The sequence below is a fragment of the Streptomyces sp. NPDC038707 genome, assembly GCF_040636485.1.
Lineage (GTDB): Bacteria > Actinomycetota > Actinomycetes > Streptomycetales > Streptomycetaceae > Streptomyces.
On record NZ_JBEZUP010000002.1, the window covers coordinates 421356 to 439529 of the forward strand.

21 protein-coding genes are annotated in these 18174 nt (G+C 71.8%); 14 read left to right on the forward strand and 7 right to left on the reverse strand.

The annotated features are described in order from the left end of the window. The first annotated feature begins 197 nt into the window (after positions 1-197). The 4 genes from AB0E62_RS04495 (at position 198) to AB0E62_RS04510 (ending at position 3267) form a co-directional block, all read left to right on the forward strand. Complete coding sequence (locus AB0E62_RS04495; protein ID WP_362187868.1) at positions 198-1370, forward strand: PP2C family protein-serine/threonine phosphatase; 1173 nt, start codon at positions 198-200, stop codon at positions 1368-1370. A gap of 135 nt (positions 1371-1505) precedes the next feature. Further along, positions 1506-2402 carry an STAS domain-containing protein gene (locus AB0E62_RS04500; RefSeq protein WP_362188116.1) on the forward strand — a complete coding sequence of 299 codons (897 nt, stop codon included), beginning with the start codon at positions 1506-1508 and terminating at the stop codon, positions 2400-2402. After that, positions 2399-2818, forward strand: coding sequence for an STAS domain-containing protein (locus AB0E62_RS04505; protein WP_362187871.1), 420 nt, complete (start codon positions 2399-2401; stop codon positions 2816-2818). The genes AB0E62_RS04500 and AB0E62_RS04505 overlap by 4 nt, the downstream gene beginning before the upstream one ends. Further along, positions 2818-3267, forward strand: coding sequence for an anti-sigma regulatory factor (locus AB0E62_RS04510; protein ID WP_362187874.1), 450 nt, complete (start codon positions 2818-2820; stop codon positions 3265-3267). The genes AB0E62_RS04505 and AB0E62_RS04510 overlap by 1 nt, the downstream gene beginning before the upstream one ends. Before the next feature lie 661 nt (positions 3268-3928). On the opposite strand, the gene AB0E62_RS04515 is transcribed toward AB0E62_RS04510, so the two are convergent. Continuing rightward, on the reverse strand, positions 3929-4441 hold the full coding sequence (locus AB0E62_RS04515) for a MarR family transcriptional regulator (protein WP_362187876.1): 513 nt from the start codon (positions 4439-4441) through the stop codon (positions 3929-3931). Positions 4442-4833: 392 nt separating this feature from the next. On the opposite strand from AB0E62_RS04515, the gene AB0E62_RS04520 reads away from it, so the two are divergent. From AB0E62_RS04520 to AB0E62_RS04530, 3 genes are all read left to right on the forward strand, one after another. After that, on the forward strand, positions 4834-6078 hold the full coding sequence (locus tag AB0E62_RS04520) for a fused response regulator/phosphatase (RefSeq protein WP_362187879.1): 1245 nt from the start codon (positions 4834-4836) through the stop codon (positions 6076-6078). 61 nt (positions 6079-6139) lie between these two features. Continuing rightward, positions 6140-7750, forward strand: coding sequence for a CHASE3 domain-containing protein (locus AB0E62_RS04525; RefSeq protein WP_362188118.1), 1611 nt, complete (start codon positions 6140-6142; stop codon positions 7748-7750). Then, the gene (locus AB0E62_RS04530) at positions 7747-8193 is read left to right on the forward strand and encodes a response regulator (protein WP_362187881.1); all 447 of its coding nucleotides are present in this window, start codon (positions 7747-7749) and stop codon (positions 8191-8193) included. The genes AB0E62_RS04525 and AB0E62_RS04530 overlap by 4 nt, the downstream gene beginning before the upstream one ends. 48 nt (positions 8194-8241) lie before the next feature. Here the strand turns inward: AB0E62_RS04530 and AB0E62_RS04535 are convergent, their stop codons facing one another. The 4 genes from AB0E62_RS04535 to AB0E62_RS04550 form a co-directional block, all read right to left on the reverse strand. Beyond that, positions 8242-9087, reverse strand: coding sequence for an RNA polymerase sigma factor SigF (locus AB0E62_RS04535; protein ID WP_362187884.1), 846 nt, complete (start codon positions 9085-9087; stop codon positions 8242-8244). Between the two features lie 76 nt (positions 9088-9163). Continuing rightward, positions 9164-9358, reverse strand: coding sequence for a hypothetical protein (locus tag AB0E62_RS04540; protein ID WP_362187887.1), 195 nt, complete (start codon positions 9356-9358; stop codon positions 9164-9166). Positions 9359-9409: 51 nt separating this feature from the next. Then, positions 9410-9763 (reverse strand): hypothetical protein, encoded by a 354-nt coding sequence (locus AB0E62_RS04545; protein ID WP_362187890.1) that lies wholly within the window; start codon positions 9761-9763, stop codon positions 9410-9412. 252 nt (positions 9764-10015) lie between these two features. Continuing rightward, positions 10016-10363, reverse strand: coding sequence for a helix-turn-helix domain-containing protein (locus tag AB0E62_RS04550; protein WP_362187892.1), 348 nt, complete (start codon positions 10361-10363; stop codon positions 10016-10018). Positions 10364-10504: 141 nt separating this feature from the next. Here AB0E62_RS04550 and AB0E62_RS04555 point away from each other — a divergent pair, with 141 nt between their 5' ends. Continuing rightward, positions 10505-10972 (forward strand): STAS domain-containing protein, encoded by a 468-nt coding sequence (locus tag AB0E62_RS04555; RefSeq protein ID WP_362187895.1) that lies wholly within the window; start codon positions 10505-10507, stop codon positions 10970-10972. A 135-nt stretch (positions 10973-11107) separates the two neighbouring features. Here the strand turns inward: AB0E62_RS04555 and AB0E62_RS04560 are convergent, their stop codons facing one another. Further along, positions 11108-12331, reverse strand: a complete 1224-nt coding sequence (locus AB0E62_RS04560) for a beta-ketoacyl-ACP synthase II (RefSeq protein WP_362187898.1) — start codon at positions 12329-12331, stop codon at positions 11108-11110. Positions 12332-12480: 149 nt separating this feature from the next. Here AB0E62_RS04560 and AB0E62_RS04565 point away from each other — a divergent pair, with 149 nt between their 5' ends. Further along, entirely contained in the window at positions 12481-14091 is a 1611-nt protein-coding gene (locus AB0E62_RS04565; protein ID WP_362187900.1) for a beta-ketoacyl synthase N-terminal-like domain-containing protein, read from the forward strand. Here AB0E62_RS04565 and AB0E62_RS04570 read toward each other — a convergent pair. Then, on the reverse strand, positions 14058-14522 hold the full coding sequence (locus tag AB0E62_RS04570) for a PaaI family thioesterase (protein WP_362187903.1): 465 nt from the start codon (positions 14520-14522) through the stop codon (positions 14058-14060). The two genes, AB0E62_RS04565 and AB0E62_RS04570, sit on opposite strands and share 34 nt — an antisense overlap. A gap of 375 nt (positions 14523-14897) precedes the next feature. Here AB0E62_RS04570 and AB0E62_RS04575 point away from each other — a divergent pair, with 375 nt between their 5' ends. From AB0E62_RS04575 to AB0E62_RS04595, 5 genes are read left to right on the forward strand one after another with little or no spacing between them, the layout of a single operon-like run. Beyond that, on the forward strand, positions 14898-15620 hold the full coding sequence (locus tag AB0E62_RS04575) for a Phenylacetic acid catabolic protein (protein ID WP_362187905.1): 723 nt from the start codon (positions 14898-14900) through the stop codon (positions 15618-15620). A gap of 17 nt (positions 15621-15637) precedes the next feature. Beyond that, positions 15638-16780: a radical SAM protein gene (locus AB0E62_RS04580; protein ID WP_362187908.1), complete on the forward strand. Its 1143-nt coding sequence runs from the start codon at positions 15638-15640 to the stop codon at positions 16778-16780. 12 nt (positions 16781-16792) lie between these two features. Beyond that, positions 16793-17050 carry an acyl carrier protein gene (locus AB0E62_RS04585; protein ID WP_362187910.1) on the forward strand — a complete coding sequence of 86 codons (258 nt, stop codon included), beginning with the start codon at positions 16793-16795 and terminating at the stop codon, positions 17048-17050. Then, on the forward strand, positions 17050-17874 hold the full coding sequence (gene fabI / locus AB0E62_RS04590; protein ID WP_362187913.1) for an enoyl-ACP reductase FabI: 825 nt from the start codon (positions 17050-17052) through the stop codon (positions 17872-17874). Before AB0E62_RS04585 ends, fabI begins: the two co-directional genes overlap by 1 nt. A 1-nt stretch (position 17875) precedes the next feature. After that, entirely contained in the window at positions 17876-18172 is a 297-nt protein-coding gene (locus AB0E62_RS04595) for a hypothetical protein (RefSeq protein ID WP_362187916.1), read from the forward strand. The last annotated feature ends 2 nt before the right edge of the window (positions 18173-18174 follow it).

Sequence of the window (18174 nt, forward strand, 5' to 3'; positions counted from 1 at the left end):
GCGACCTCGTCGGGCTCTGGGCGGCGGCGGAAGGCAGTCACGGTCACACTCTCGCAGGCACTGGGGCGCCTGTCAGCGTACTAGGCACGCACGCTGACCACAGAGGACGCGGGATGACCGACGCGGCCCGTCCAGGAGACCGGCCTCGCGGATGAGGAACGTACGTTGTCCGGCGAAAGATAGGTGAATACCCCCTTATGAAGAGATTCGTGGCCGCTGAACGCGCTCTGCGCACAGCGGCTCCCCACGCCTTGCTCGACGCCACCCGCGCCGTACTGATGGAGCAGTACGGCGCGGAGGACGTCGAGCTGTACCTGGCCGACTACGGCGTGAGCGTGCTCCAGCCGGTGTCGGTCCTGCCGCACACCCTGGAACCGGTGCCGGTGCACAACAGCCCGGCCGGCCGCGCCTTCGGCTCCCAGCGGCCGTACTGCGAGGACGGGCTCGGCGGACGGCCCCGCCTCCACCTCCCGGTCAGTGTGCGCGGCGACCGGCTAGGGGTGCTCACCGTGACCCTGCCCGACGCCGAGGCCGTACGCCGCTGGGAGGCGGAGCTGGCCGACATCGCCGGCGTACTGGGGCACGAGGTGATCGTGGCCGAGCGGGACACCGACCTGTATCTGCAGGCGCGCCGCAAGGACCGGCTCACCCTGGCCGCCGAGATGCAGTGGCAGCTGCTGCCCGGCCGCTCCTGCTCCCGCCCCGAGTACGAGCTGGGGGCGCAGCTGGAACCGGCGTACGCCATCTTCGGCGACAACTTCGACTGGTCCGCCACCGCCGACCGCCTCACGCTGTACGTCACCAACGGCATGGGCGAGGGCATAGAGGCGTCGCTGCTGACGAACCTGGCCATCAACGCGCTGCGCAACGCCCGGCGCGCCGGTATCCCCATCGCCGACCAGGCGGCCCTCGCGGACCAGGCGGTGTACGCCCACTACCAGGGCCGGTGCTACCTGTCGGTCCTGATGTTCGACTTCGACCTGGCCACCGGCCGGGCCGGCGTCGTGGACGCGGGGTCGCCCCGGCTGCTGCGGCTGCGGGACGGCACCGTGGAGCACGTGACCTTCGACGCCCAGCTGCCGCTGGGCATGTTCGAGGAGACCGACTACGTCGCCCAGGAGTTCCAGGTCCGGCCCGGTGACCGGCTGGTCTTCGTCAGCGACGGGGTGCACGACGTGGCCTCCCCGAAGGGGGAGACGTACGGGGACGCGGCCCTGGCCCGGGCGATCCACTCCACCCGGCTGCTGCCCGCCGCCGACGTTCCGCGCGCGATCCTGCGGGAGCTGTCCGGTCACCGCGGGAAGTCCCTGCCCGACGACGACGCCCTCGTCGTGTGCCTGGACTGGCACGGCCGGCCGGCCGGTGCGTGAGCGGCGGGGCCGCCCGGATGTGACGATCGCGTGTTGGCCTCCGCCCGCCTTCCCCCCGATGCTTGCCGCGTGGCAATAATTGCCGGACGGCTCGCGGGCGGACCGGCCATGGACACACCACACAGCAGGGAGACGATGCAGATGGCGGAGCACGACACGACCCCCGAGGCGGCGCGCGAGCTGGCCGCCTTCATAGAGCGGCGACGTGAGCAGATCGCCCAGCGGTGGGCGGACACCGCGCTGTTCCGTACGGTCTTCACCGTATCCCGGGACGAGGCGGTCGAGGCGTCCAAGGCGGTACTGGACGCCCTGGCCGAGGTGGCCCGCACCGGGCGGCTCGAGGATGTCGCCGCCCCGGGCTTCGCGGCCGTCAGGGAGCAGCTCGGCCGCATGGCCGCCGCCCGTGGCCACGCGGGGTCCAACCCGTCGCAGATCGCGGGCGAGGTCGCCGGCCTGCGCGAGCCGGCCGTCGCGCTGCTGCGCGCCGAGTACGGGGACGACGCCGACGGGCGGGCCCACGCGGGCGCGCTCGCGCTGACGGTCCTGATGGGCACGCTCCGGCTGGTGGTCATGGAGACCACCGTCAGCGCCGGTGAGGACCTGATCGCCCGGCAGCGGGAACAGCTGCTGGAGGTGGCCACGCCCGTCATCAAGCTGTGGGAGGGCGTCGTCGCCGTACCGCTGATCGGCACCCTGGACAGTGCCCGCAGCCAGGTGGTGATGGAGTCGCTGCTGGAGGCGATCGTCGACCAGCGGGCCCGGTACGCCATCCTCGACATCACCGGCGTCCCCACCGTCGACACGCTCGTGGCCCAGCATCTGATGAAGACGGTCGCCGCCGCCCGGCTGATGGGCGCCGAGTGCATCGTCTCCGGCATCCGCCCCGCCATCGCGCAGACCATCGTGCATCTCGGGATCGACCTCGGGACGGTCGTCACCCGGGCCGGGCTCGCCGACGCCCTGGAGTACGCGCTCACCCGGCAGGGCATCGTCGTCTCCCCGGGCCCGGTCGCGGGAGCGGGCCCGCGGTGACCGGCCCGCCCGCCGTCCGTCCGGGCCCGGTGCCGGTGCTGACGCTGGGAGACGTCCTGCTGGTCAGCCTGCGCGGAGAGCTGCACGACGGGGCGGCCGAGCGACTCCGGCACGACATCGCCGGGCGCGTCGCCGCCGGCCCGGCGCCGGTCGGCGGGGTCGTGATCGACATCTCCGGTGTGGAGATCGTCGACTCCTTCCTCGGCCGCGTGCTGGCCGAGATCGCCGCGAGCGCGCGCCTGTCGGCCACCCGTACCGTCCTGGCCGGGATGCGTCCCGCCGTGGCCATCACCCTGGTCGAGCTGGGCCTCGCCCTGCCCGGCCTGGACACGGCCCTGGACGTCGACAGGGCCCTGTCCCTCCTGGGCCGCGGTCCCTCGGCCATTCCCTCCGCCCACCCGGAAGAGGGTGCGTGATGCATGCCCCACTCGCCTCCACCACCTGCCTGCCCATCGGCTCGGACGCCGACCTGGCCGAGGTGCGCCAGCATGTGCGCCGGGTCGCCGCCGATCTCGGGTTCGGACTCGTCCAGCAGACCAAGCTGGTCACCGCCGTCAGCGAACTGGCCCGCAACACCCTGGTCCACGGGGGCGGCGGGCACCTGGAGATCACCCGGCTGGGGGAGGACGGCGGCCGGCGCGGACTGCGGCTGTCCTTCGTCGACGCCGGCCCCGGCATCCGGGACGTCGACCTGGCGATGACCGACGGCTACACCTCCGGCGGCGGCCTCGGCCTGGGCCTGAGCGGCGCCCGGCGGCTCGTCCAGGAGTTCACCCTCGACAGCCACCCCGGCCAGGGCACCACCGTCACCATCACCGACTGGGCCACCACCGCCGTCCCCGCCCCCCGCACCGGAGCCCCCTGAGCGCCCCCGGCCACCCCGTCCCCGACAGCACCCTGGGCCCGGCCCCCCGCCCATGCGCTCCGTTCCAGGAGATCCGGCACCTCCGGGCAGGCCCCGCCCGTCTTCCCGCGACGCGCCGCACGCGGATCACCTGGCACCCGACGGCCCCGTCAGCGGACCCTGCCCCTCACCGCGGACCCCGGCCCGCCCGGTGACGCCGCCCCGAGGCCCGCCTCGGCCGGGCCCGCCATGGCCGACCCGCGCCCTGCACACGCCCGTCCCCGGCACGCCCTGTGCCCGCTCGCCTTCCGTCCAGGCCGCCAGGGTCGATCCGCTTTGGTCGAGCTGGGCCTCGTGTACCGTCCCGTCCCCGCTCGCCTCGCCCGGTGACGCCGCCCCGAGGCCCGCCTCGGCCGGGCGCGCCATGGCCATCCCGCGCACCGTACACACCCGTCCCGGTCGGACCAGCCACGGCCATGTGCACCTGGGTGAAGGCCGTCCCCGTCAGATCCGCCCCGCACAAGTCCGTCCCCGGCAGGTACGCCCTGTACTCGCCGGCCCCCGGTCAGGCCCGCCAAGCCCGACCCCACCCCGGTCAAGGCCCCCGCGTACGGTCGTCCGGCCGGGGCCGCCACGGCCGACCCCCTCGGTCACGCCGCGCCCCACCCCGTGGCGCCGCCCCTCAGGCACCCGCCCCCCCGGCTTGCTCCCCCAGACCGGTCCGGGCGGTCAGGAAGGCGCGCATTCCGTGGCTCAGGGCTTCCCGCTCGGCGGGTTCCATGCCGGCGAGGACCACGGCGAGCGCGCGCGATCTGCGCTCGGCCACTTCGCTCAGCACCTGCCGGCCGCGCCCCGTGAGCACGAGCTGCACCTCACGCCGCTTGTGCGGATGCAGCAGCCGTTCCAGGAGGCCCGCCGCCTCCAGCCGGTCGCACAGCCGGCTGGCGGTCGGCGGGCCTATCTCCATGCCCTCCGCCAGCGCGGTGAGATTGAGCCCCGGCTCGGCCTCCAGGATCCGCAGTGCCCGCAACTGGTGCGGCGACAGCCGCAGGCTCGCGCCGTGGGCGGCCACCGTCCACAGAGTCGCCAGACCGTCCACGGCATCCGCGATCTCCCGCGCGACGGACAGGAGATCGTCCCCCGGCCCGTCCGGCCCGTCCGGCCCGTCGCCCCCGAAGCCGCTGAGACGAGTCACGAACACATCGCTTTCAGTGATGACCTGCCCATACCGATACCACCCTCATCCCAACGCGGTACCCGACGAGCCGCCGGACAAGCACACCCGGCCGGGACATCGTAGGAACCCGGGCGGGCCCGCCCGGAAGAGATCGGCCGCCCCGGCGCTCCCCTGCCACCGTGCCCGGTCAACTGTAGGGACAGGCGGCACGGTTCGAGGAGGGCTTCCGCGGCGGGGGAGCCGTCGCCCCCGCGCCCCGCGAAGGCATGGCCGGAAAGCGTCCCCGGCGCCGCCCGGGCCCACCCGCGCGGGACAGTGCGCTCCGCTACCAGTACGCTTCGTTCGTTGCCCTATGGCAACGAGGGGCTCCGAGAAGCTCGGCCGAGGCGTTGGAGGGGAAGCGGGGACGGATGCTCCCAACACAGTACGGGCTCGCCGGCGTACGCGTCTCCTCCGATCCCGCCACGACGGCGGGCACGGCCTGGGACTGGCACGAGCCGTCGGTCCTCCTGGTCGAGGACGACGAGGCGGACGCCCTCCTCGTGGAGGAGCTGATCGCCGACTGCTCCCCGGGCATGCGCCTGACCTGGGTACGCTCCCTCACCGAGGCGGGGGCCGCCCTGGCGGCACAGCCGCCGGACTGCGTCCTGCTGGACCTGCACCTGCCCGACTCCCACGGCCTGGAGGGCGTGGCCCGGGTACGGCGGCACGCGGACGTGGCGGTCGTGGTGCTGACCGGCCTGGCCGAGGAGAGCACCGGGCTCGCCGCGGTCGCCGCGGGCGCACAGGACTACCTGGTCAAGGGACGCGTCGACGCCGAGCTGTTCGGCCGGGCCGTCAGATACGCCATCCAGCGCAAGCTGGCGGAACAGGCGGCCGCCGCCCTCCAGGCGGGCCAGCTGCGGGCCGAGGAGAACCGGCGGCTGGAGCGCGGGCTGCTGCCCACCCCGCTGCTGCGCGACGCGGCCGGTCCGGACGTCGTCGCCCGTTATCTGCCCGGCCGGGAACAGGCGCTGCTCGGCGGCGACTTCTACGACGTCGTGCAGACCCCGGACGGCCGCGTGCACGTACTGGTCGGCGACGTCTCGGGACACGGCCCCGACGAGGCGGCGCTCGGCGTGGGGCTGCGCATCGCCTGGCGCACGCTCGTGGTCAGCGGTGCCACCGGGTCCCGGCAGCTGAGCACCCTGGAGGAGATCCTCGTCGCCGAACGCACCGGCGAGCAGATCTTCGCCACGCTGACCAGCCTCGACCTGGCGCCGGACGGCCGTTCGGCGCGGGTGATGCGGGCCGGCCACCCCGGGATGCTGCTGCGGACCGGCGACCGGGTGGAGTGGGTCGAGGTGCCCGGGGGACCGGCGCTCGGGGTGCTGCCCGGCGGCGCGGCCCACTGGCCGGTGACGGACCTCGACCTGCCGGCCGGCGCGGGCGTCGTCCTCTTCACCGACGGCCTGTTCGAGGGACGGACCGGACCCGGGCGCGAACGCCTCGGCGAGCAGGGGCTGCTGGACCTGGCCCGCTCGATCGCACCGCTGCCCCCGGAGGCGTTCGTGGACGAACTGATCGCCCGTGCCGAGGCACTGGCCGAGGACTACGGCGGTCTCGCCGACGACGTGGCCGTGCTGCACCTGCGGTGGCACCGGCAGCCCGAGTGAACGAGGAACCGTGACGGAGACGACACCCCCCACCCCGCCCAGCCCCCGCCGACGCGGCCGGATGACCGTACAGGGCTGGTTCCTGCTGACCCTCGCCGTGATGATCACCCTGGTGGTGTCCGGCTCGGTGGTCGGCGCGGAGCTGCTGGCCCGCACCTCGCGCGTCTCCGACCAGCTGACCGATCACATCCAGCCGGCCCGCCTGGAGGCGCTCCGCCTGCAGAACGCGCTGCTGAACCAGGAGACCGGCGCCCGCGGTTACGTCATCGGCGCGGACCGCCGGTTCCTCGCCCCGTACACCGAGGGCCGGCGGGCCGAACGCGACTCCGCGGCCCGGCTGCGCGAGCTCGTCGGCGACCGGACGGTCCTGCGGGACGACCTGGACGCCATCGAGCGCGCGGCGGCCGACTGGCGCCGCAGGTACGCCGACCCGCTGATCGCCGGCGTCACCCCGGGCGCGCCCCGGCCCGCCGGCCAGACCACCACCGAGGGCGGCAAGGCCGCCTTCGACCACATCCGCGCGCTGTTCGGCACGCAGGACCGGCACCTGGCCGAGGCCCGGGAGCACAGCAGGAACGAGCTGTCCCACATCCGCACCGTGCGGAACTGGGTGCTGGGCGGCATGGTCGCCGCCTTCCTGCTCACCGCCGTGATCCTGGCCGTACTGGTCCACACCCTGGTCGCCCGGCCGCTGGGCCGCCTGCGCACCGCCTCGCGCCGGGTGGCCCAGGGCGAGTTCCAGCACCGCCTCCCCGCCGAGGGCCCCGCCGACATCCGGGCCGTGTCCGACGACGTCGAGGCCATGCGCCGGCGCCTGGTCGCCGAACTCGACGCCTCCCGCGTCCAGCACGAGCACCTCACCCGGCAGGCCGCCGACCTGGACGCCCAGGCGGTGGAGCTGCGCCGGTCCAACGCCGAGCTGGAACAGTTCGCCTACGTCGCCTCCCACGACCTCCAGGAGCCGCTGCGCAAGGTCGCCTCCTTCTGCCAGCTGCTCGAGAAGCGGTACGGCGACAAGCTCGACGAACGCGGCACGCAGTACATCGCGTTCGCCGTGGACGGCGCCAAGCGCATGCAGATCCTCATCAACGACCTGCTCACCTTCTCCCGGGTCGGCCGCGTCAACGACGCCCACGTCCCCGTGGCCCTGGACAAGACCCTGGACAAGGCGGTGGCCAACCTCGCGGCGGCGGCCGAGGAGTCCGGCGCCGTGATCGAGCGGCCCGACGCGCTGCCCGGCGTCACCGGCGACCCGACGCTGCTGGTCATGCTCTGGCAGAACCTGATCGGCAACGCCATCAAGTTCCGCCACCCCGACCGCGCCCCTCGCATCCGCGTCACCTGCGCACCCGACCCCGAGGCCGGCGGGAACGGCGGGTCGGTGCTGCTGAGCGTGGCGGACAACGGCATCGGCATCCCCGAGGAGTTCGCCGAGAAGGTCTTCGTCATCTTCCAGCGCCTGCACGGCCGGGACGCCTACAGCGGCACCGGCATCGGCCTCGCCGTCTGCAAGAAGATCGTGGAGTTCCACGGCGGACGCATCTGGATCGACACCGCCCACACCGGCGGGACCCGCTTCTGCCTCACGCTGCCCACCGCCCCGGACGGCGAGTCCGCCTCATCCGGTGCGACGGCACCCGCCCGCACCACTCCGGAAGGACAACCCGCATGACCGCGCCCGCCGCACAGCCCGTCGAGGTCCTCCTCGTCGAGGACGACCCCGGTGACGAGCTGATGACCCGGGAGGCGTTCGAGGACAACAAGATCGGCAACACCCTGCACGTCGTCCGCGACGGCGAGGAGGCCCTGGACTTCCTCTACCGCCGTGGCGCCCACGCCGGGGCCCCGACCCCCGATCTGATCCTGCTCGACCTCAACCTGCCCAAGTACGACGGCCGGCAGGTCCTCGAACGCATCAAGTCCGACCCGGACCTCGCGCACATCCCCGTCGTCGTCCTGACGACGTCCTCGGCCGAGGAGGACATCCTGCGCAGCTACAAGCTGCACGCCAACGCCTACGTCACCAAGCCGGTCGACCTCGACCAGTTCATCGCCGCGGTCCGGCAGATCGACGAGTTCTTCGTGACGGTCGTCCGCCTGCCCACACAGAGGTGAGCAGGGCCGGCCGGTAGCCGACGCCTGCCCACCCGGAAGCCGGCCGGGTCAGCCGGTGGCCAGCATCCCCGAGCGCAGCCGGGCCACGATGCGGGAGATCAGCCGGGAGACGTGCATCTGCGAGACGCCCAGCTCCTTGCCGATCTCCGCCTGCGTCCGCTCCTCGACGAACCTCAGGTGCAGGATCCGCCGCTCCCGCTCGTCCAGACCGGCGACGAGCGGGGCCAGGGCGTGGAAGTCCTCCACGAGTTCCAGCGCGGCGTCCTCCTCCCCGATGAACTCGGAGAGGGCGGCCTCGCCCTCCTCGGTGTCGCCGGTGATCGCGGCGTCGAGAGAGGCGGAGTTGTAGCCGTTCGCCGCGATCTGGACCTCGACGACCTCTTCCTCCGTGAGGTTCATCAGGGCGGCCAGCTCGGACACCTTGGGGGCGCGCCCCAGCCGGCTGCGCAGCTCCTCGCTCGCCTTGGCGAGTTCGGTACGCGCCTCCTGCAGCCGCCGCGGCACATGGACGGACCAGGAGGTGTCCCGGAAGAACCGCTTGATCTCCCCGACGATGTACGGCACCGCGAAGCTGGTGAACTGCACCTCACGGGAGACCTCGAAGCGGTCGATCGCCTTGATCAGGCCGATCGTGCCGACCTGGACGACGTCCTCCATGTCCTGACCGCTGTTGCGGAACCGGCGGGCGGCGAAGCGCACCAGGGACATGTTCATCTCGATGAGCGTGTTGCGCGCGTACTGGTACTCGTGCGTGCCTTCCTCCAGCACGGCGAGCCGGTCCAGGAACGTCTTGGTCAGCTCACGGGCGTCCTGGGGCGCGACCTTCTGCGGATCCGCGATCTCCGGCAACTCCGTACCGGAGGCGATCGTCGTACCGACGAGTGCCGTCGTCATCCCAGGCCCTCCCTGTCGTCCGCGCCCGCCCCGGTGAGCAGGTCATCATGGCCCCGCCTACCCCGTCGCAGCCACCTCATGTCACCTCGGTTCGCACCGCCTCCCGGCGGCGGAGCGGAGCCCTCCGGAACCGGTCGGCCGCGGCGGCGGCCTCCTCCTGGTGATCAGGCGGCGCCGGCACGTCCCAGTCCTCCACCCGCACCAGCACCGTCCCGGCTCTCTCGCCGGTCGCCGCGAGCCGCCCGGCCACCAGTGCGAGACCGAAGGCCATCCACCTTTCGCCGGCCGGCTCCCCCCGGCGGCCCGTTCACCCGCCGGCTGCTCAGGAGAAGACGACGGAGCGCAGCAGCAGGCGGTCGGACGCCCCCGCGCCCGGCCGCAGGCTGTAGTAGACGTCGCCCTCGCAGTCGGCGTCGAGGAAGACGGTGGCGGTGGCGTCCGTACGGTTCTTCGGCGCCCGCGACACCGTCCCGGGCGCGGCGGCCGGCGTCGGAAGGTTGACGCACCGGCCGCCGGCGGGGTTGTTCAGGAAGCCGACGGCCTCGTACCCCTCGTCGGTGGTGTAGGTGTAGCGGAACTGGCCGGTCGCCGCGGAGGCCGGGCCCGGAGAGGCCAGAAGCAGGACGAAGGCACTGCAGGCGGCGCCGACGGCCGCGGTGACGGAACGAAGAGACACGGGGTTTCCTTCTGCCGGGTGCCGGTACGGTCAGTCCCAGCGATGCCCCGACGCCCGCCGGATAGACGCGTTGTCCCCCGAACGAGGAGGCCCGCGGCGTAAGGAGGGGAAAGCCGTGACGGTGATCGAACGGTTTTGGCAGCCACACGGACCCCCGCGGTGGACGGTCTCCGCCTCGCCGACCGAGCCGTCAGCGCGGATGACGGAGCCTTCGGCCGCCCGCCGGGTCCGCCGGACGTTCCTTCGGACCGGTCAGGCCGTCGCGGGCTGCCGGCTGACCTGGTCGCTGCGGTCGGCCTCGTCCTGGACGAGGAGGGAGAGGAGCGCCGCCACCGTCAGACCCTGGTCCGCCTCGGCGGGATGCCGCAGGACCTGCGTGGGATCGATCCGGTACGTGTTTCCGCGCCCCTCCCGCCGGTGCGAGAGGTAACCGTCCCGTTCGAGATCGGAAATGATCTTCTGTACGGCGCGCTCGGTGAGCCGGCAGTACGCGGCGATGTCCCGGATGCGCGCGTTCTGGTTGTCCGCGATGGCAGCGAGTACGCGGGCGTGGTTCGTCAGGAAGGTCCAGCCAGTGTGTGTCTCGGGCACTCCGTCCATGCCCCGAGTTTACCCAACCGGACTTTCACGCATCCGAAAACACGTATTACAGTTCATGTATCTGCGATCGTGTCACCCGGCTCCCGGGGGGCGCTGCCGTGGACACCGGTACATCGGCGACCAGACGCGCGGGAGTGAACCATGCATGGCCATGCCCACGGCGGCGTCCCCGGTGCGGCACCCGGCCTCACCGGCCCCGGCCGCCGCACCCCGCCGCCCAGCCTGGGGGCCGCCGCCTACACGCCGTGCGGAAGCCGGACCCGGGTGTCCGTCCTCGGCGAACTCGACCTCGACTCCGCCCGTGCCCTGTGGCCCGGCCTCGTCGACGCCCTCGCCGCCTCGGCCTCCGGACTCGACCTCGATCTCGGCGGAGTCGCCTTCTGCGACTGCGCCGGCCTGAACCTCCTGCTGGAGCTGCGCCGGCGCGCCCTGGACCAGGGCAAGACCATCGCCGTCCACGCCGTCGGTCCCGCGGTCGACAGAGTGCTCACCCTGATCGGGGCCCGCGCACTGCTCGTACCGGACGCCGGCCCCGCCGGGCTTCCCGCACCCGCCGTGCGCGCCACCCCGGAACCGGTCGCGGCCGACACCGCCGGCACCGGTGCCTGAGGGGCCCGCAAGCGGCCGGCTTCCCCCGCCGCGCGGCCGTCTCGGCGCCGGTGAGCCGTTCGGCAGCGTGGGGTCGGTCAAGGCCGTGTGAAGACCCCTACCGCGATGGCTGGATGATCGAACCCCTCGGGATCCTCAGAGCCGGTCGGGAGCGGTGAACACCGCGACGCAGTTCTGGCCGCCGAAGCCGAAGGCGTTCGCCATGGCGGTGCGCACGGGCAACCGCCGCGCGACATGAGGCACGTAATCCAGGTCGCACTCCGGGTCCGGGGTGTCCAGGTTGGTGGTGGGCGGCACGATGCCGTCGCGTATGGCCAGGGCGCACACCATCGCGCTCAGCGCGCCGGCGCCGGCGAGCAGGTGGCCGGTGGTCGACTTGGGGCTGCTCACCGGGATCCGGTCCACCGCCGCGCCGAGCGCCGTACGAAGGGCCTTGGTCTCGGTGGAGTCGTTGGCCTTGGTGGACGTGCCGTGGGCACAGACGTAGTCGATGTCCTCCGGTGCGGTGCCGGCCCGCCGGACCGCGGTCCGGATCGCCGCGGTGGTGTGCTCGCCGGTCGGAGAGGGAGCGCTCACGTGGAAGGCGTCGCAGGTCAGCGCGCCACCGCTGACGGTGGCATAGGGGGTGGCGCCGCGCCGGCGGGCGTGCGCCGCCGACTCCAGGACCATGACCACCGATCCCTCGCCGAGCACGAAGCCGTCCCGGCCGGCGTCGAAGGGCCGGCTGGCCCCGGCGGGGTCGTCGTTGCGCTGGGACAGCGCGCCCATCGACGCCAGTCCGTTCATGAACACCGGTGCTATCGCCGAGTCGGTGCCGCCGCAGACCACCACGTCCGCCTCCCCGGTGAGGATCAGGCGTCGCGCGTCCAGCAGCGCGTACAGGCCGCTGGCACAGGCCAGCACGTTGGCGTTCACGGGCCCGTGCACGCCGAGGTCGATGGCGACCTCACAGCTGGCCATGTTCGCCAGCGAGTACGGCACGAAGTAGGAGCTCGGTTCGCTGTCGGCGACCACCCGCCGCGTGGCGGCCTCGATGGTGTCGAAGCCCGCGACCGCGGCGTTCACCACGACCCCGACCCGGTCCCGGTTGTCCCGGTCGACGCGCAGCTTCGCATCCGTCACCGCTTCACGGGCAGCCACGACAGCAAACGCGGTGAACCGGGAGATGCGCTTGGCGCGCTTGGCGTCGAAATGTTCGGACGGTTGGAAACCGCGCACTTCACCGGCGAATTGAGTGGCCATTCCGGTGGGATCGAAAGCAGTGACACGGGCGATACCGGACCGGCCCGCCACTATTGCGTCCCAACTGCTCTCCCGGTCGTTTCCGACCGGTGTCACGGCCCCTATGCCTGTTATCACGACTTCGTCATGCACCACGTGACAGTACCCCCGTGAAGTTGGCGTGAACAATACTGTCCGTCCCTCTTTTTCGATACCCGCCGAGGGCTGGACGCAGTGGCGAACCGCTGCCATAGTGAGGACGCGTGGGGGCTGCTGACGAAAAACGCGTGGCAATTGTCGGAACGAGCCTGCGTGCGCCCGGCGGGATAACCGGGACCGGCGCCTACTGGGCGGCGGTCAGGGACGGCAGGGACCTCGTCACCGAGCTGCCGGCGGAGCGCAGGGCCGTCTTCGGCGGCGAGTGGGACGCGACGGTGACCCGCGGCGGATACCTGTCCGGCGTGTTCGACTTCGATGCCCGGTTCTTCGGTCTCTCCCCGCGCGAGGCGCGCGTGGTCGACCCGCAGCAGCGGCTGTTGCTGGAGGTCGTGTGGGAGGCCTTCGAGGACGCGGCGATCGTGCCGGCCGGCGTCGCGCGGGGCGCCGGCGTGTTCGTCGGTGTCACCGGCCAGGACTACCGGCGCTGGTTCCAGGGCGAACCGACCGCGCACTGGACGGCCGGCAACGGTCACAGTTTCGCAGCCGGCCGTATTTCCCACGCGCTCGGACTCCAGGGGCCGGCATTCGCGGTCGACACCGCCTGTTCGTCGTCCCTGGTGGCTGTTCACACCGCTTGCCGATCGCTGACCGCGGGGGACTGCGACATCGCCGTCGCGGCCGGCGTGAATCTCATTCTCGCCCCGTGGACGACACTGGCCCTGGAGAAAACCGGTGCGCTTTCGCCGGACGGGACGTCCCGGCCGTTCGACGCGAAGGCGAACGGTTTTGTGCGGGGCGAGGGCTGCGGTGCGCTCATATTGAAGAGGCTGACGGACGCGGTACGCGACGAGGACCGCATCCTCGCGGTCGTCGACGGCAGCGCGATCAACCACGACGGTTCCTCCAGCACATTCGCCGCCCCGAATCCGGAAGCACAGACCAGGCTCATCTCCTCCCTTCTCACGGCCCTCGGTCTGGAGCGGAGCGACATCGGCTACCACGAGGCGCACGGCACCGGCACCCAGCTCGGCGACCGGATCGAGCTGGAGGCGATCAGGACCGCGCTCGGGGGCGGGCATCCGCTGTACGTGGGGTCGGTCAAGGCGTGTACCGGACACACCGAGGCGGCGGCCGGAGTGCTCGGCGTGATCAAAGCGGCGTTGTGCCTGCGCCACCGCCGCATCCCCCGGCAGCCGCACTTCGAGGAGCTCAACCCGGGCGCCGACCTGGCCGGCACCGGAGTCACCATCGCCATGCGGGAGGAACCATGGGCGCCGGGGGCGGGCGGCCGGGCCTCGGTCAGCTCCTACGGGATGAGCGGGACCAACGCGTACCTCGTGCTGTCCCCGCCCCCGCCGGCGGACGCCCGGCCGGCCACCCCGGTGTCCGGCTTCGCCGTGTCCGCCCGGACACCCGCCGCCCTGCGCGAGCTGGCGGCCCGCTACGCCGCCCACCTGGCCGGGGCCGGCTCCGCCGGTTATCCGGCCTTCGCCTGCACCGCGACCCATGGCCGCACCCGGCACGAGCACACCGTGTGGGTCGGCGCGGACCGGGTCGGCACCGCGGTCCGGGCCCTCCGGGCGCTGGCGGCCGGGGAGCGGCATCCGGCGGTGGCCGCGGTCGACGACGGGCACCCGCTGCCCTCCCCGCCGGCCGCGGTGCGCGCGGTCGCGACGCTGCCCTCCTATCCGTGGCAGCACAGCAGCTATGCCGTCCGGCCCATCGGCGACGGCGGCTGACCGGTGGCGTCCCGCGCCGCGGCCGTCCGCCGGGTCCCGCGGGCCGGCAGCGAGAAGTGCAGCGAGGCCATCGCGACCAGCCAGTCGCGGCCGTCGGTCACCCGGGCGTCGGCGACCGCCGTACGCATGCCGCGTTGCACGAGGTCGACCGTGATCCGCAGCGGGCCCGGCTCGGCCGCTTCCAGGAAGCTGATGCTGCTCTGCGCGAGGACCGCCGAGCGCATCACGCCGACGCAGGCGTTGACGGTCAGGAAGGCGGCGTAGTCGACCAGTTTGAAGAGCGTCGGCCCGGACACCGACCCGCCGAGCGCGTACTCCAGGCCGTCCGGCCCGGCCGTGCACACCAGCCGGCCCGGCGGGTGCACCTCGGTGACCCGCAGCCCGTGATCGCCCGGGATCAGCTCGGCGAGCAGCGCGGCCGCCTCATGCACGGTGGGTACCAAATCCGCCGCCCGCTCGCTCACCGGTCACCGCCATTCAAAAAGGGGAAGAAGACGAACCGGTTTCCCGGGGCGCATTCGCAGCGTATCCACGCCGCTCGTGGAGTGTCCAGCATCGAGACATCAAAGAGTCGGTGTCCGTTAATCGGAAACCCTTGTCCGGGGCCCGGCAAATTGGGCGTTGACGCTTCCGGAATGGCTGAAGTAGCGTCACCGTCGCGTTGACCGAGCAAGGTGACGCCGCATCGGCACTTCACTGCTGCTCCTTGACGATCCATCAGTATCGCCCGCTGTAACAGCTAGGCCAGTTCCGTGCCTGCCTCAGGGGGCCTACTTGACTCTGTTACAGATTCGGAAGGGGCGAGTATGGCGGTTACGGTATTTGCTGATGAAGAAGTAGTGGTCCGCACTCCGGACGAGTTCAAGCGGATGCCGAAGGACTACCAGAAAATCCTCATCAGCCAGGTGGTGATCAACACCGAGGGTGAGATCTCCGGCGGCGACGACTACGTCCAGATGTTCCTGCCGCTGGCGCCGAACGCCGAGGAGATGCAGGTCTGCTGCGAGCGGGCGGCCGAGGAGTACGACCACTACAAGATCGGCAAGCGGGTCCTCGCCGACATCGGCGTCGACACCAGCCACATGGAGTCCCAGACGCTGGCGGAGCGCCGGCTCTTCGCGGACGACCGGCTGCACACGTGCACCACCTGGGCCGAGCGCGGAATCTTCTCCTACTTCGGTGAGGCGGCCGTGCTGCTGATGCTGCGGGAGTTCGCGGAAAGCAGTTACACGCCGTGGGCCGAAGCCGTCCGGACCATCATCCTCGACGAGAAGATCCACATCGCGCACGGTGCCCGGGTGTGCCGCAACCTGGTCGCGGAAGGCCGCACCGACGAGCTGCAGGCCGCGCTCGACCGGCTCTGGCCGACGTTCGAGGGAGTGTTCGGCAACCCGAACTCGGAGCGGTCCAAGCTGGCCGTCCGGTACCGGCTGCGGGCCACCACGAACGGCGAGGCGCTGGAGCAGTACCGCCAGGACATGGCCGAGCGCATCACCGCCCTCGGTCTGAACCTGCCCTACGCGGTCTGACCCGGGAGCGCGCCGGCATGCAGACGACACTGCGACTGAACCCACCACAGCCCAGGCCGCCCGGTCGGCGGGAATCCAGGACCCGACTGCGTGAACTGCTGGCCGACCGCGCCGATCTGGCCGGACGGCTCCAGGTCCTGCGCGACATGGGAGGCCGCGTCCGGGCCTGCGAAGTACATCTCACCACCACGTGCAATATCCGCTGCAAAGGCTGCTGGTATTTCGAGGGCGGTTTCGACACCGCGGTTCCGGAAACCAATGACCCCGGCGTCATCAACGCGTTCGTCGACAAACTCGTCAATGACGGAGTCACCCAGGCGACACTCATCGGCGGGGAACCGACGCTGGTGCAGCAGCGGATGATTCCGTTCATCGAGAAAATCCCCTACATCACCATCTCCTCCAATGGTCTGCGCCCGCTGCCCAGGGCAGGATTCGAGAATGTGGGGGTGGCGGTCAGTCTCTTCGGGGGCGGACCGCTGGACGACCGGCTGCGCGCGCACCGGCCGAACGGCTCGTCCTTCACCGGGCTGTTCGAGACGTCCTTGAAGCACTACCGGGACGATCCGCGCGTCACGTACGTCCTGGCGCTCAACGAGGACGGTCTGGAACACGTCGAACCGACGGTGCGCGCCATCGCGGACAACGGCAACCAGGTCAGCTTCAACTTCTACAGCGCGCACGGCACGGATCACCCGCTGCGCATGGAGAACGAGCAGCGGACCCTCGCGGAGGCGCTGCGGGTCAGGGACCTGTACCCGGACACCGTGGTCAGCCATCCCTACGTGATCGAGGCCCTGATCACCGGGCGCTCGCACTGGGGCGGCCGGTTCGGCTACGAGGTGTGCCCGAGCATCAGCGTCGACCTCCCCGAGCACGCCGACCGGGTGCGCAACGGCAACCCGGTACTGGACGGGTTCGCCGTGTACGGCGCCGACTTCGAGACCCTCCAGTTCTGCTGCACGTCCGGGAACTGCGGCGAGTGCCGGGACAGCCAGGGCGTGTACAGCTGGCTGCTGGTCAGCCTGAACTGGTTCCTCGACTCGGCGGAGCGGCTGGAGACCTGGCTGGAGCTCGCCGAGAGCTACTGGCGCCAGTGGTACTGGGCGCAGCGCTTCTCCCCGAACTTCGCCCGCACCGGGCCCTCCGCACGACCATAAGGAGAAACATCCATGTCCCTGCCCACCGTGGTGACCGCGGAAGCCGTGCACGAGCTGATCCGTACCGAGCTCGTCGACCTCGGCATACCGGAGGAGACCATCTCCCCGGAGACCAAGTTCGACACGATGGAGATCGACTCGCTCGACGTCGCCGACCTGATGAGCACGATCAAGCGGGAGTACGGAGTGGACATCCGGCGCGCCGAACTGGCCGGTGTCAGCATCGGCGAGCTGGTGGACCGCGTCGTGGCCGGCGCCTCCAGCCGTTGATGACGACCTTCGCCGGCCGCAGGTACCTCGTCACCGGCGTCCTCAACGACGAGTCCATCGCGTGGCACGTGGCCGCCGCGTTGCAGAAGGAGGGGGCACAGGTCGTCCTGACCTCGTTCGGCAGGGCGGCGCGGATCACCCGCAAGGCCGCCGACCTGCTGCCGGTCCGGCCGGACGTGCTGGAACTCGACGTCACCGCGGACGAGGGTTTCGAGGCACTGGTCGGTGAGCTCGACCGCCGGTGGGGCCGGCTGGACGGGGTGCTGCACAGCATCGCGTCCGCGCCGCCGGACGCACTGGGCGGGGCGTTCCTGACCACACCGCCCGAGAGTGCCCTGACCGGGTTCCGTACCTCGGCGTACTCGTTGCAGCAGCTGTCCGCCGCCCTCGCCCCGCTGCTCACGCGCTGCGGACACGGCGCTTCCGTGGTCGGCATGACGGTCGACTCGGCGCGGGCGCTGCCGGGCTACGACTGGATGGGCGTGTACAAGACGGCGCTGGAGGCCGTGGCCCGCTACCTCGCGTGTTACCTCGGGCCGTCCGCGATCCGGGTCAACCTGGTCGCGGCCGGTCCGGTCGAGTCGGTGTCCGGACGCGGGGTGAGCACCTTCGACGACATCGCCGACCACTACGAACGGTGGGCGCCGCTCGGCTGGGACCGGACCGACCCGGGCCGCATCGTCGGTGCGGTGCTGTTTCTGCTGTCCGACCTGGCCAGGTGGACCACCGGCCAAGTGGTGCACGCCGACGGGGGCATGCACGCGCTGGCCGGCGGCATCGGCCCGGCCGCGCCCGGCACGGAACGACACGAAGGCGGAATCTGACATGCCGGACGGGAACCCCACGGTGAGCCGGAGCGAGTTCGACGCCGAGTTCGCCGCGTTCGTCAGCGCACTCGGCGACGGCCGGACCATGTCCGGAGTGGGCGGTGACGACAATCTCTTCGACATCGGCGTGCTCGACTCGTTCTCGGTGATCAAGCTGATCGCGCTGATCGAGAGCCTGGCCGGACGGCCGATCGACCTGGAACAGGCGACCATCGAGACCTTCGCGACGACCGACCTGATCTACGGCACCTTCGTCGGCCCCGCGCGGCCGGGCGGCGCGGACGGGCAGAACTGACA